This window comes from Halobacillus sp. BBL2006 (assembly GCF_000786645.1).
Lineage (GTDB): Bacteria > Bacillota > Bacilli > Bacillales > Halobacillaceae > Halobacillus.
Map to the genome: position 1 here is coordinate 1 of NZ_JRNX01000125.1, position 12,902 is coordinate 12,902.

Below are 12,902 nucleotides of genomic sequence, written 5' to 3' on the forward strand. Positions count from 1 at the left end.
ACCACTTGCTATGGGACTTGCTACGACTTTCTTTAAAAACAAATTCACGAAGCAAGAACGTGAAACAGGTAAAGCAGCTTATCCATTAGGTGCCTTTTTCATCACAGAAGGAGCGATCCCATTTGCTGCAGCCGATCCAGCCCGTGTCATTCCTTCTATGGTTGCCGGTAGTGCCCTTGCAGGAATGCTGACGATGTTATTCGGAATCGGATTACGTGCCCCTCATGGCGGGATAATTGTGGCACCTCTGGTAGAAGGTGGATTTATGCAGATCGTCCTTTACCTCGTAGCCATTGCGGCCGGGTCAATTCTTGGAGCAATTATTGTAGGATTCTTGAAAAAAGACCTCGAAAAGGCTTAAAATAATAAAGTTAGGGTAATCCAAAAAATATATACTTTTTTTAGGAGGAATAATAATGGTAGAAAAAACATTTACAATTACATCCTCAGATGGTGTACACGCACGTCCAGCAACTGTACTTGTACAAAATGCAGGAAAGTACGAGTCAGATATTAACTTACATTATAAAGAAAAAGCCGTGAACCTGAAATCCATCATGGGTATCATGAGCCTTGGAATCCCTTCTGGTGCAGAAGTTAAAATCACAGCGGAAGGCAGTGACGAGCAAGAAGCAATCGATCACTTAGCAACAACTATGAAGAACGAAAGCTTGGGGGAGTAATCGAATGACACAGCTTCAAGGAATTGCAGCTTCCAGCGGTATCGCGATCGCAAAAGTGTACCGTCTGGAGGCTCCAGACCTCTCATTCAGTAAAGACAACATTGAACAACCAGAACACGAAGTAAAACGCCTGCATGAGGCCCTTGAGACTTCCAAATCTGAATTAGAAAAAATCAAAGCTCATACGAAGAAATCATTAGGTGATGAACATGCGGAGATCTTCTCTGCTCACCTTCTTGTTCTTAGCGATCCAGAGCTTATTCAGCCGATCGAAGATAAAATCAAAGCGGAAAACGTAAATGCGGAAGCTGCTTTGCATGAAACAGCGAATATGTTCATTGACATGTTCAAGAACATGGATAATGAATACATGCGTGAAAGAGCTGCAGATATCCAGGACGTCACTAAGCGTGTCATGGCACACCTATTGAACGTAACGTTCCCTGATCCTGCGCTGATTAATGAAGAGGTTGTCATCGTAGCTGATGACTTGACTCCTTCTGACACGGCTCAGCTGAATAAGGAGTTTGTAAAAGGCTTTACAACAGATATCGGTGGACGCACATCCCACTCCGCGATCATGGCACGTTCTCTTGAGATTCCAGCCGTTGTTGGAACGAAGAACATCACTTCTCAAGCTGAGAAAGATACCATGATCATTGTTGACGGAATCAATGGTGATGTCATTATTGAGCCGACAGACGAGCAAATTGAAACTTACAAACAAAAGCAGGTTGAATTCGAAAAGCAAAAAGAAGAATGGGCTAAGTTGAAAGATGAGCCTACCGTTACATCTGAAGGCGAGCATGTTGAGCTTGTCGCTAACATTGGTACTCCAGAAGATGTCGAAGGTGTGCTGAATAACGGCGGTGAAGGTGTCGGCCTTTACCGTACAGAGTTCTTATACATGGGTAAAAGCCAATTGCCAACAGAAGAAGAGCAATATGATGCTTATTCTTCTGTCCTAAAGCAAATGGGCGATAATCCAGTCGTTGTTCGTACGCTTGACATCGGCGGTGATAAAGAACTTGATTATCTTGATCTTCCAGATGAAATGAACCCGTTTCTAGGATACCGTGCCATTCGCCTATGTCTTGAGCGTGACGACATTTTCCGCGTTCAACTACGCGCCCTATTGCGTGCCAGTGTTCACGGAAACTTAAAAATCATGTTCCCAATGATCGCTACATTGGAAGAGTTCCGTCAAGCGAAAGCGATTCTTGACGAAGAAAGAAATAACTTGACCAATGAAGGGCACGAGGTCTCTGATGACATCGAAGTCGGAATGATGGTTGAAATCCCTGCAACAGCGGTCATTGCTCGCCAATTCGCTAAAGAAGTAGATTTCTTCAGTATCGGAACGAACGACTTAATTCAATACACTATGGCTGCAGACCGTATGAACGAACGCGTCTCTTACTTATATCAGCCATATAATCCAGCAATTCTAAGTTTGATCAACAACGTCATTGAAGCAGCGCATGCAGAAGGTAAGTGGGCTGGCATGTGTGGGGAAATGGCTGGAGATGAAATCGCCATCCCAATTCTTCTTGGTCTAGGCCTGGATGAATTCAGCATGAGTGCAACGTCCATCTTACCTGCACGTACTCAGATCAGAGACCTTTCTAAGAAAGAACTTTCTTCTTACAAAGATGAAATCTTATCTATGGGTACAGCTGAAGAAGTTGTCGCTTTTGTTAAAGAAAAGACTCAGTAAATGTAGTAATCTCAAAAAACTTGTGGCACAATAAGACGTGTGAAGGGATTGGATGAGCCTTTCACACGTCTTTTAAAGAAAGCGAAGTGTTCACATGACGTTTACGATTATCATGATTGTCTGTATCGCTATTGTTTTGGGAATTGCTGCTATGTTCGGTTTTGCGGTTTCTAAAGGATATGATTATAAGCATACTGTAGATCCGCTTCCGGATGATGTTGAGAGTGAGAATATAGAAAACGATCATAATAAAAGCTGACGTCACCCTAATGGACGTCAGCTTTTTTCTTTAATAGAATATTTTTTAAAATGATTTGATCGTAATTCGTATTTTTCATCGATAGGCACCCTGGGCTTTGCTTTTGGTATTTGGCGCGGATATCCCATTTGTAAGACAGCTACAAGCTTATGCAAAGAGGGATCAAGACCAATCGCATCTGCAAAAAGTGGATCATCCAGGTAGGGACTCGTCATCCACAAAACCCCTATGCCTTTTTCCCATGCAAGCAATTGCGCGTTTTGAATAAAAGCACAGACCGCTGCATAATCTTCTTCATATTTATGTGCGTCCTTATCTTTCTCCATGTATACCAAAGCATGGTGAGGGATTTGAACAAGGAACTTTCTTATTCCAGTTTTCATTTTTTCAGCTCTTTCCCAATCACTACTCGAGAAAAACCCTTCACGTTCATAACTTTCCAAGACCGAATCAGCATAGTCTTCTTTCCCATTATCTTGAAACATTAGAATATTCCACGGCTGTTTCATTCGATGTGTTGGGGCTAAGGAGGATTTTGCAAAAACTTCCTTCAGTGTACTTTGTTCGACATTATCTTCTTTGAAATCGTGAATTGAACGCCGATTTAAGACCGCTTCCTGAAGATCCATAAAGTTTTCTCCTCCTTTAAAACAGCTTCGTCAATTGATGCGCCATCAAATAGGCCCACTCTCTAAAAAAGAATGGGAGCTTCGTTTCTAGTGTTTCATAAGCGGAATATTTCGTTGGAACTCCTGTTACATCATTCATTCCTTTGCTCTTAGCTACCCCTACCGCTCTTTTCAAATGAAACTGATCACTGACAAGAAGATAGGAGTCGATCCCTTGGTCTTTTGCCACTTCTTGAGCATTAACTAAATTGTCTTCAGTCACGAGTGACTGGTCCTCCAGTAAAATATCTTCCTTAGGAATTCCACGTTCTAATGCGTACCTTTTTCCTACCTCAGCCTCTGATGAAGCCGCGTTCTTACTCATTCCACCTGTGAATACCAGATAGTCTACCTTATCTTCCTTATAAAGCTCTATTCCCTGTTTCAGACGTCCTTCAAATACAGGACTCGGTTTCCCGTTCCACTGGGCTGCCCCAAGAATGATAGCAGCATCAGCTTCTGGGATATTTTCTTCTTCCCCATATGTCCATAGACTGTATCCAGTAAAGAGTGCATAGACGACTGCGATAATTAGTACAAATTGTAGTATTCGTTTCATGTTTCTTGCTCTCCTACTCCTTGTTGTCTATCCACCATCTTACCATAGAAAAAAGCCTCTCTGAACATTCAGAGAGGCTTTTAACATAATTTTTATTTATTCAAGTTGTAGAACGCTTTTTTACCAGCGTACTCAGCAGTTCCAAATAGCTGATCTTCAATACGAAGAAGCTGATTGTACTTCGCTACACGGTCCGTACGGGATGGTGCACCTGTTTTAATTTGACCAGCGTTCGTTGCAACAGCGATGTCAGCAATCGTTGCATCTTCTGTTTCACCTGAACGGTGTGAGATAACAGCTGTATAACCAGCGCGTTTCGCCATTTCAATTGCCTGGAATGTTTCTGTAAGAGTACCAATTTGGTTCACTTTAATTAGGATAGAGTTTCCTACACCTTGTTCAATCGCACGGCCAAGCTTCTCAGTATTTGTAACGAACAAGTCGTCTCCTACTAATTGTACACGGTCGCCGATACGGTCTGTAAGAAGTTTCGTTCCTTCCCAATCGTTTTCATCAAGACCATCTTCGATAGAGATGATTGGATATTTGTTAACAAGCTCTTCATACCAATCAACCATTTCTTCAGAAGAACGCACCACGCCTTCACCTTTAAGGTTGTACTTACCGTCTTCATAGATTTCAGAAGAAGCTACGTCCATCGCAAGCTTAACTTCTTCGTCTGGTTTGTAACCAGCTTCTTCGATCGCTTCGATGATCGTAGATAGCGCTTCTTCGTTAGACTGAAGGTTTGGCGCGAATCCACCTTCATCACCTACGCCAGTGTTATATCCTTTGTTTTTAAGCACTTTTTTAAGAGAATGGAAAATTTCCGCACCCATACGAAGCGCTTCTTTGAACGTTGGAGCACCAACAGGCATGATCATGAACTCTTGAATGTCGACGTTATTATCTGCGTGCTCTCCTCCGTTTAGAATGTTCATCATAGGAGTTGGAAGTGTAGATGCAGTGAAACCTCCAAGATATTTATAAAGTGGAAGTCCTACAACGTCAGCTGCTGCGTGTGCACAAGCCATGGATACACCAAGGATTGCGTTCGCACCTAAGTTTCCTTTGTTTTCAGTACCATCAAGGTCCATCATTAGTTGATCGATGATTACTTGCTGAGTAACATCCATTCCGAGGAGTTTCGGAGCGATTTTTTCATTAACGTTTTCTACAGCTTTCTCTACACCTTTACCAAGGTAGCGGTCTTTATCACCGTCACGTAGTTCGACAGCTTCGTATTCACCAGTGGAAGCACCACTTGGTACGAGTGCTGTACCGAATGCTCCAGATTCCGTATAAATTTCAACTTCAACAGTTGGGTTACCACGAGAGTCCAAGACTTCACGTGCATAAACGTCTGTAATATATGGCATTTAATATCTCTCCCTTATTTTTTAATTAGTGATTTTCCAGTCATTTCTTTTGGTTGATTGACATTGAGAAGTTCAAGCAGAGTTGGTGATAAGTCTCCTAGGATACCGCCATCACGCAGTTCTACTCCTTCTTTTGTAACGATCACAGGTACTGGATTTGTCGTATGCGCAGTCATAGCATCTCCATCCGGGGTCGTTACCTCATCAGAGTTGCCGTGGTCTGCTGTAATAATGGTGTGTCCGCCTTTTTCATGGATTTTATCAACGATCTTGCCTAAGCACTCGTCGACGGCTTCAATCGCCTTGATGGTCGGCTCAAGCATACCTGAGTGGCCCACCATATCAGGGTTAGCGAAATTCAGTATAATCGCATTGTGTTTATCCGCATCCAGTTCACCAAGCAAAGCGTCAGTTACTTCATAAGCACTCATTTCAGGCTTAAGATCGTAAGTGGCAACCTTAGGGGAATCGATCAAGATGCGCTCTTCTCCCTCAAATTCCTCTTCCTGTCCACCACTCATGAAGAAAGTAACGTGTGGATACTTCTCAGTTTCTGCAATGCGCAGCTGTTTCATACCGTTATCAGCTAGTACTTCTCCTACAGTGTTTTTCAAGTCATTAGGAGGGAAAGCAACTTTGCTGTTTACGGCGTCACTATATTGCGTCATGCCAACAAAATGAATATCTTTTGGAGCTTGATCGCCGCGATTGAAGTCCTCAAAATCATCGTTAGCAAATGTACGAGAAATTTGAATCGCACGGTCAGGTCGGAAATTGAAGAAAATTACAGAGTCTTCATCTTCTACTTTTCCTATTGGCTGATCGTTATCGTCAGTTAATACGACCGGTTCAACAAACTCGTCGTATACTTCTTCTTTGTAAGAATCGTCAACGGCTTGAATTGGGTCCTTGTAAGTCGAACCTTTTCCATAGGCAATTGCGTCATAAGCCTTTTGCACACGGTCCCAGCGATTATCACGGTCCATAGCATAGTAGCGCCCACCAATGGTAGCCAGTTGACCGACACCAATTTCTTCAATCTTGTCTTGAGTTTGCTTGATATAGGTTTTTGCAGACTTCTGGCCCACATCGCGGCCATCAAGGAATGCGTGGATATACACTTTGTCCAGGCCTTCCTTTTTCGCCAGCTCAAGAGTCGCGAACATGTGGCTGATATGACTGTGGATCCCACCGTCAGATAAAAGACCAAATATATGCAACGCTTTATCTTTTTGTTTAGCTTGACGAACAGCATTTAATAGGACTTCATTTTCGAAGAAGTCACCTTCTCTTACAGACATGTTAATACGAGTCAAACTTTGGTAGACGACTCGACCTGCTCCGATGTTCAGGTGACCTACTTCAGAGTTTCCCATTTGACCTTCTGGAAGACCAACCGCTTCCCCACATGCCGTTAGCTGGGAGTGAGGAAACTTGTCCCAATAGCGGTCAAAATTAGGAGTGTTTGCTTGCTTAACGGCATTGCCATACTCTTCATCGCGAATGGCATATCCGTCAAGAATAATTAAAGCGGCTAAGTTTTGCTTACTCATGCTTACCTGCCTCCACTAATTTTAGGAAAGAGTCTGCTTCTAAGCTCGCTCCACCTACAAGAGCTCCATCAATGTCTGACTGAGAAAGAAGCTCATCAACGTTCGCTGGTTTTACACTTCCGCCATACTGGATACGTACGGCATCCGCAGCATCTGCGTTCACGAAGTTGCTGACAACTTCACGGATGTGAGTACAAACTTCATTTGCTTGTTCAGATGTTGCAGTGCGTCCAGTACCAATCGCCCAGATCGGCTCATAAGCAATGATGGTTTGAGCACATTGCTCATTTGTAAGACCTTCAAGAGCTTTCTTCACTTGAGATTCCACATGATCCATCGTTTGATCAGCTTCACGCTGCTCAAGGGATTCACCTACACAGATGATTGGAGTCAAGCCGTGTTTAAACGCAGCGTGAACTTTTTTGTTTACATCTTCATCGGTTTCTTTGAAGATTTCACGACGCTCGGAGTGGCCAAGAACAACATACTTAACACCGAGTTCTTTTAGCATGACCGGGCTGACTTCACCTGTAAATGCGCCACTTTCTTCAAAGTGCATGTTTTGAGCACCGATTTCAAGGCTTGTGCCTTCCGTCTCTTCAACTAGCTTTTGAAGAAATGGGAATGGTGCACATACAATGGATTCAACCTGATTTGAAGATGGAACTTCATTTTTAGCTGTTTGAATAAAATCTTCCGCTTCGCGGTGAGTTTTATTCATTTTCCAGTTTCCTGCAATTACTTGTTTACGCATGTCTACTTCACCTCTCCTTAATTATTTATCGTTGAGTAGAGCGACACCTGGAAGTTCTTTACCTTCCATGAATTCCAGAGAAGCTCCGCCTCCTGTTGAAACGTGGTCCATGTCATTTGCATAACCGAATTTCTCAACGGCTGCTGCAGAGTCACCGCCACCGATAACGGTATAGCCTTCGGTTTCAGCAAGTGCGTTTGCGACCGCTTTTGTTCCATTTGCAAATGTTTCAAGTTCGAATACGCCCATTGGTCCATTCCAAATAACAAGCTTGGAATCTTTAATGATTTCAGCGTATTTCTCTCTTGTTTTCGTACCGATATCCAGCGCTTCCCAATCTGCAGGGATGCTGTCGATCGCTACTTCTTTGGTATTGGCTGAATCAGAGAAATCATCTGCTACGATGACATCGTTAGGCATGTGGAGCTGTACACCTTTTTCTTCTGCCTTTTTCATATACTCTTTCGCCAAGTCGATCTTATCTTCCTCTAATAAGGATTTGCCGATTTCATGTCCTTGAGCTTTCACAAAGGTATAAGCAAGGCCTCCACCAATAATCAAGTGATCTACTTTATCGATAAGATTGTCGATGACGCCGATTTTGTCCTTAACTTTCGCACCACCGATGATTGCCGTAAATGGGCGTTCCGGATTGGAAAGAGCTTGGCTGAGCACGTTAATTTCTTTTTCCATAAGGAAACCAGCGACTGCTGGCAAGTGTTCAGCTACACCTGCAGTGGATGCGTGCGCACGGTGAGCAGCACCAAAAGCGTCATTGACATAAAGGTCTGCCATATCAGCAAATGCTTTAGCCAACTCAGGGTCGTTCTTTTCTTCACCTGGGTGGAAACGCACATTTTCAATTAAAAGCACATCTCCATTTTCCATTTCAGATAAAGCTTTGTTCACTTCGTCTCCATAGACTTCATCTGTTTTCGTAACGATTTGTCCAAGTAGATCGCTTAGACGGTTTGCTACTGGATCCAATCGAAGCTCTTGAACAACTTCGCCTTTAGGACGTCCAAGGTGACTGGCAAGAATTACCTTCGCACCATTTCCAGTCAAATGCTTGATGGTCGGTAACGCTGCTTTGATTCTTGTGTCATCTGTAACTTCTTCACCGCTCATAGGGACGTTAAAGTCCACCCGGCAAAAAACAGTCTGTCCTTTTACTTCGACATCACGAATTGTTTTCTTATTCATGAAAAGACAACCTCCTTGGTTTGTGGTCAGGTTTATCGCCTGCCCATATGTACGTTTCCACTGAATGCATCAATGGAAACGCCTAGAAGCAGGAACCATGAAAACATGGATAAAGGAGGAGGACATGAGACCCCCTCCTTTATAATTCTAGTTCGATTGAGTTCGAACGGTTATTTATTATAGTCCCTGGTTTTTAAGATAAACAGCAAGGTCTACACAACGGTTGGAGTAACCAGTTTCATTGTCATACCAAGAAACAACTTTAACCATGTTATTTTCAAGAGTTAGTGTAGATAAACCATCGATTACAGAAGAGTTCGTGTTTCCATTGTAGTCAGAAGAAACAAGTGGCTCGTCACTGTAACCAAGGATTCCTTTAAGGTTACCTTCTGCTTCTGCTTTAAGTGCTTCGTTTACTTCTTCAGCAGTTACGTCTTTATCAAGCTCTGCAACGAAGTCCACGATGGATACGTTTTGAGTTGGAACACGCATAGCCATACCGCTAAGCTTACCATCAAGTTGTGGAAGTACTTTAGCAACCGCTTGTGCAGCACCAGTTGTTGTTGGGATGATGTTTTGAGCAGCTGCACGAGCACGACGATAATCTTTGTGTGGAAGATCAAGGATTTGCTGGTCGTTCGTGTAAGAGTGAACAGTTGTCATCATTCCGCGTTTAAGTCCGAACTTGTCGTCAAGAACTTTCGCGTATGGTGCCAAGCAGTTTGTCGTACAAGAAGCGTTAGAAATCACGTGGTGAGAATCTTTGTCGTACTGATCTTCGTTAACACCCATTACGACTGTAAGATCTTCTTGCTTCGCTGGTGCAGAGATAACAACTTTCTTCGCACCTGCATCCAAGTGTTTCTTCGCATCGTCACGCTGAGTGAAGCGACCTGTTGATTCGATTACGATATCAACACCCAGATCTCCCCAACCAAGTTGAGCTGGATCTTTTTCAGAAAGTACTTTGATTTCTTTGCCACCTACGATTAGGTTGTCACCGTTTGTTGTCACTTCTTCAGCAAGAGTGCCGTGAACCGTGTCGTATTGAAGCAAGTGTGCTAGCATGTTCGCATCAGTCAAGTCGTTAACCGCTACTACCTCAACATCGTTATTATTCAATGCAGCACGGAAAACGTTACGTCCGATACGCCCAAAACCGTTAATACCAATTCTTACAGTCATGTAAAATTCCTCCTTAGGATTATATACAAAATATATTTAAAGGGAAAAACCCTTTATTAACTCTTCTGCTGCACCCTCATCCGTAATCAGGACGTTACTCTGTCCTGGCTGGAAATAAGATGCGATCGCTTGTGCTTTTGAACGGCCTCCTGCAACAGCAATGACATCGTTCGCAAGTTTTAAATCCTCTAATTGTAAGCCTACGGTACGGACCTTATGAACGACTTCACCATTGGTATTAAAATAGTAACCAAAAGCCTCGCCAACAGCGTTGTTACTCTTAATGATCTCCATCTGTTCAGGAAGGGTCTTCCTCCGCTCGGCCATTGTGACAGCATCGCCAACACCGTGGATCACAATTTCAGCATTACGAATGATATCAAGTAATTCTTTTATCGAAGGCTCCTCGATAATCGTATGGTAGGATTCTTCACTCAATGGATCGGGTACATATAACATACGATAATCTCCACGAGCTTTTTTTGCCATTTCCGCACAAATGGTGTTGGCCTGATTTTCAACCCTCTCGCCCAGTCCACCTCGTGCGGGTACGAAGAGGCATTTGTCGGCGCTATTTAAGGGAGTCATCATTTCAGCCACTGCGGCCATGGTTGTGCCACCCGTAATGGCAATCGCTTGTTCTGGCAGGATTCGTTCTTTTAAGTACTGAACACAAGCTTTACCCATATCTTGTTTTACCCAATCGAGCTCATCACTATCACCCGGAACAACAACTACATGGTCTAGGTTTAATTTATCCTTTAATTGTTGTTCTAAAACCTTGATCCCTGTTACATCTTTAATAAATTCTGCTAGCTGCTCTAGTATGTTTTGCCCTTCATAGGTAAGATGCATCCCTCGAGAAGTAATTTCAACCACACCTTGACGGTTGAGAAAATCTACTTCACTGCGAACCGTGCGTTCAGCGAGTTCAACACTTTCAGCTAAAGCACGCCGACCAACAGGCTGCATAATTTGGATATGATACAACAACTGATAACGTCGCTGCATAACATCAAGGACGTCAGGGAACAATTTCTTTTGTAGGTCGATCAAAGCTCTCATGGAAAAGCTCCTTTTAATGTAATTCCACATGCTGGGATAAATTATGTCCCAGCCAGTCATATTCTGTCCCGCTTGGAGCAAAAAAATATCTTTTTTCACCTTATATATTAACAGTGGGGGTAGACCGGTGCAAGCGTAATCCACTTGTTTTTTTAATGTAAACGTTTTTTCAAATTAAAGTAATCGATATTTCTGTAATCCAATTCTTCCCCATTCACAACCAACACAGGGATTTCAAGCATATATTTTTCTAAAAGTTGTTCATCATTTTCTATATTTACATCTTCACGCTCAATGGAAAAGTCAAGTTCTAGCAAATCGATCAAACTTTCGATCTCTTCACATAGAGGACAATGGTCTTTTCTATATAGTATGATTTTGTTCATAAACGTTCCTCCTTGTCTCCACCCATTTTAGCATGAAAAAGAGCACGCTCCTAAGATGCGTGCCCCCTCTTGTCATAAAATCCGTTATCGATTTTTAACTCTCTCTTCTGTAAAAATTCCGCCAACTCTTCGCCTGCATAATCTTTCGGAGTCCGCTTCAATAATTCATAATTGAAGGACAACTTTTGTTGATGTTGCATGTCGAACACATGAATCCGTCTGCCTTCCATAACTTGTTCAGTAGACAACATTTTGTAACGGATTAAGTTTGTCATAAATACCCCTTTTCTTTACAAAAGCGAAAAGCACCTCATTAACTTTATTTATTATACCATAAGAACCCAACCCAATAAAACTATATTAGAATACCATACACACCTTTAACACCGTACATATTTTGTAAAGGTTCTGTAACGAAAAATTCTAGATTACATAGATGTAACCACACTTTATCTCTATATTAATATAATAAATTCAATAGATTTGTCGACAAAATACAACAAAAAAGGTCACCCTTCGCTATGGAGGGATGACCTTTTATTAACTAGCGCGCCCGAGAGGATTCGAACCCCCGACTGACGTAGAACCGGAATCTACCGCTCTATCCAACTGAGCTACGGGCGCAAAAACGACATGCAAGTAACATTATAGTAACTTACCGACAAAAACGCAATAGTTTTTAGTGAACTTACAGAATACCTTCCATAAAATTCTTGTACGGCACGTTTATACAAATAAATTTAGGGAATGATGGTAGAAGAAAACTAGAGGAAAAGGTCGATCGTTTTTGTTTGACCTTTACTGACCTTAATTGTATGATGAATATATTCCATCATAATTAATTGATGATAAGGAGGAAATCACAATGAATTTAGTCCCTACAGTTATTGAACAAACAAACCGCGGAGAACGTGCATACGACATTTATTCCCGCTTACTTAAAGACCGGATCATCATGCTGGGAAGCCCAATTGATGACAATATTGCCAACTCCGTAGTAGCTCAGCTTCTATTCCTGGCTGCGGATGACCCGGAGAAAGACATTTCCTTGTACATCAACTCTCCAGGTGGTTCGATCACTGCTGGTATGGCAATTTTTGATACAATGCAATTCATCAAGCCTAATGTATCAACCATTTGCACAGGAATGGCTGCATCTATGGGTGCTTTCCTGCTTAACGCCGGCGAACCTGGTAAACGTTATGCATTACCTAACAGTGAAGTAATGATCCACCAACCACTTGGCGGTACGCAGGGTCAAGCATCAGACATTGAAATTCATGCGAAACGAATCATTAAAATGCGTGAAAAACTGAACCAAATCCTTGCTGAGCGTACAGGTCAGCCATTAGAAGTTATTGAACGCGATACAGATCGTGACAACTTCATGTCCGCACACGAAGCAGTTGAATATGGCTTGATCGATAAAGTAATGGATAAAAAAACTGACTAATCAAATTGAGCTGATAAAATCCGCTGTGTATTCACAGC

At 42.4% G+C, this 12,902-nt stretch carries 14 protein-coding genes, 1 tRNA gene and 1 pseudogene; 5 read left to right on the forward strand and 11 right to left on the reverse strand.

The window, feature by feature from the left end; translation table 11 throughout:
• The 4 genes and pseudogenes from LD39_RS22975 to ytzI form a co-directional block, all read left to right on the forward strand.
• Nucleotides 1-361, forward strand: a pseudogene (locus LD39_RS22975) (PTS fructose transporter subunit IIA); the annotation flags it as partial.
• A 55-nt stretch (nucleotides 362-416) separates the two neighbouring features.
• Entirely contained in the window at nucleotides 417-683 is a 267-nt protein-coding gene (locus tag LD39_RS04535; protein ID WP_035543352.1) for a phosphocarrier protein HPr, read from the forward strand.
• A gap of 4 nt (nucleotides 684-687) precedes the next feature.
• Nucleotides 688-2,400, forward strand: a complete 1,713-nt coding sequence (gene ptsP, locus LD39_RS04540) for a phosphoenolpyruvate--protein phosphotransferase (protein ID WP_035543353.1) — start codon at nucleotides 688-690, stop codon at nucleotides 2,398-2,400.
• A 94-nt stretch (nucleotides 2,401-2,494) separates the two neighbouring features.
• Entirely contained in the window at nucleotides 2,495-2,659 is a 165-nt protein-coding gene (gene ytzI / locus LD39_RS21970; protein ID WP_081988300.1) for a YtzI protein, read from the forward strand.
• A 17-nt stretch (nucleotides 2,660-2,676) separates the two neighbouring features.
• Here the strand turns inward: ytzI and LD39_RS04545 are convergent, their stop codons facing one another.
• The 11 genes from LD39_RS04545 to LD39_RS04595 form a co-directional block, all read right to left on the reverse strand.
• Nucleotides 2,677-3,288, reverse strand: coding sequence for a nitroreductase (locus LD39_RS04545; protein WP_035543358.1), 612 nt, complete (start codon nucleotides 3,286-3,288; stop codon nucleotides 2,677-2,679).
• A 16-nt stretch (nucleotides 3,289-3,304) separates the two neighbouring features.
• A complete protein-coding gene (locus LD39_RS04550) occupies nucleotides 3,305-3,886 on the reverse strand; it encodes a YdcF family protein (RefSeq protein ID WP_035543361.1) in 582 nt (193 codons plus the stop codon).
• 92 nt (nucleotides 3,887-3,978) lie between these two features.
• On the reverse strand, nucleotides 3,979-5,265 hold the full coding sequence (gene eno / locus LD39_RS04555; protein WP_035543363.1) for a phosphopyruvate hydratase: 1,287 nt from the start codon (nucleotides 5,263-5,265) through the stop codon (nucleotides 3,979-3,981).
• A gap of 14 nt (nucleotides 5,266-5,279) precedes the next feature.
• On the reverse strand, nucleotides 5,280-6,818 hold the full coding sequence (gpmI, locus tag LD39_RS04560; protein WP_035543367.1) for a 2,3-bisphosphoglycerate-independent phosphoglycerate mutase: 1,539 nt from the start codon (nucleotides 6,816-6,818) through the stop codon (nucleotides 5,280-5,282).
• Nucleotides 6,811-7,572: a triose-phosphate isomerase gene (tpiA, locus tag LD39_RS04565; RefSeq protein WP_035543369.1), complete on the reverse strand. Its 762-nt coding sequence runs from the start codon at nucleotides 7,570-7,572 to the stop codon at nucleotides 6,811-6,813. The genes gpmI and tpiA overlap by 8 nt, the downstream gene beginning before the upstream one ends.
• Nucleotides 7,573-7,593: 21 nt before the next feature.
• Nucleotides 7,594-8,775, reverse strand: coding sequence for a phosphoglycerate kinase (gene pgk, locus LD39_RS04570; protein WP_035543370.1), 1,182 nt, complete (start codon nucleotides 8,773-8,775; stop codon nucleotides 7,594-7,596).
• A 177-nt stretch (nucleotides 8,776-8,952) separates the two neighbouring features.
• On the reverse strand, nucleotides 8,953-9,960 hold the full coding sequence (gene gap, locus LD39_RS04575; protein WP_035543372.1) for a type I glyceraldehyde-3-phosphate dehydrogenase: 1,008 nt from the start codon (nucleotides 9,958-9,960) through the stop codon (nucleotides 8,953-8,955).
• 36 nt (nucleotides 9,961-9,996) lie between these two features.
• Entirely contained in the window at nucleotides 9,997-11,025 is a 1,029-nt protein-coding gene (locus tag LD39_RS04580; RefSeq protein ID WP_035543375.1) for a sugar-binding transcriptional regulator, read from the reverse strand.
• Nucleotides 11,026-11,177: 152 nt separating this feature from the next.
• Nucleotides 11,178-11,411: a glutaredoxin family protein gene (locus tag LD39_RS04585; RefSeq protein ID WP_035543378.1), complete on the reverse strand. Its 234-nt coding sequence runs from the start codon at nucleotides 11,409-11,411 to the stop codon at nucleotides 11,178-11,180.
• Between the two features lie 50 nt (nucleotides 11,412-11,461).
• A complete protein-coding gene (locus LD39_RS04590; RefSeq protein ID WP_035543382.1) occupies nucleotides 11,462-11,686 on the reverse strand; it encodes a hypothetical protein in 225 nt (74 codons plus the stop codon).
• Nucleotides 11,687-11,959: 273 nt separating this feature from the next.
• Nucleotides 11,960-12,035, reverse strand: a tRNA-Arg gene (locus LD39_RS04595).
• Between the two features lie 241 nt (nucleotides 12,036-12,276).
• Here LD39_RS04595 and clpP point away from each other — a divergent pair.
• Nucleotides 12,277-12,864, forward strand: a complete 588-nt coding sequence (clpP, locus tag LD39_RS04600; RefSeq protein WP_035543385.1) for an ATP-dependent Clp endopeptidase proteolytic subunit ClpP — start codon at nucleotides 12,277-12,279, stop codon at nucleotides 12,862-12,864.
• Nucleotides 12,865-12,902 lie beyond the last annotated feature (38 nt).